We start from the raw sequence: 260 nt of genomic DNA, 5'->3' as shown, positions 1-260 counted from the left end.
GATGGCGAGACCTATATTTTCCACTTGATTGACACGCCAGGGCACGTGGACTTTACCTATGAAGTGTCGCGTTCGCTAGCTGCCTGTGAAGGAGCGATCTTGGTGGTTGATGCGGCCCAAGGGATTGAGGCTCAAACACTTGCCAACGTTTATCTAGCATTGGATAATGATTTGGAAATTCTGCCCGTCATTAACAAGATTGACCTACCAGCAGCTGATCCAGAGCGTGTTCGTACAGAGATTGAGGATGTCATTGGACT

Annotated in this window: 1 protein-coding gene; it reads left to right on the top strand. The window is 48.5% G+C overall.

Annotated elements, in window-relative coordinates; translation table 11 throughout:
• A partial coding sequence (locus B0E34_RS22760; protein ID WP_123956588.1) for a GTP-binding protein occupies window positions 1-260 on the top strand: 260 nt, incomplete at both ends.

Source organism: Chryseobacterium mucoviscidosis (assembly GCF_002177115.1).
GTDB lineage: Bacteria > Bacteroidota > Bacteroidia > Flavobacteriales > Weeksellaceae > Chryseobacterium > Chryseobacterium mucoviscidosis.
Note: the sequence above shows the minus strand (reverse complement) of the source record. Positions and strands in the feature narration are given on the sequence as shown.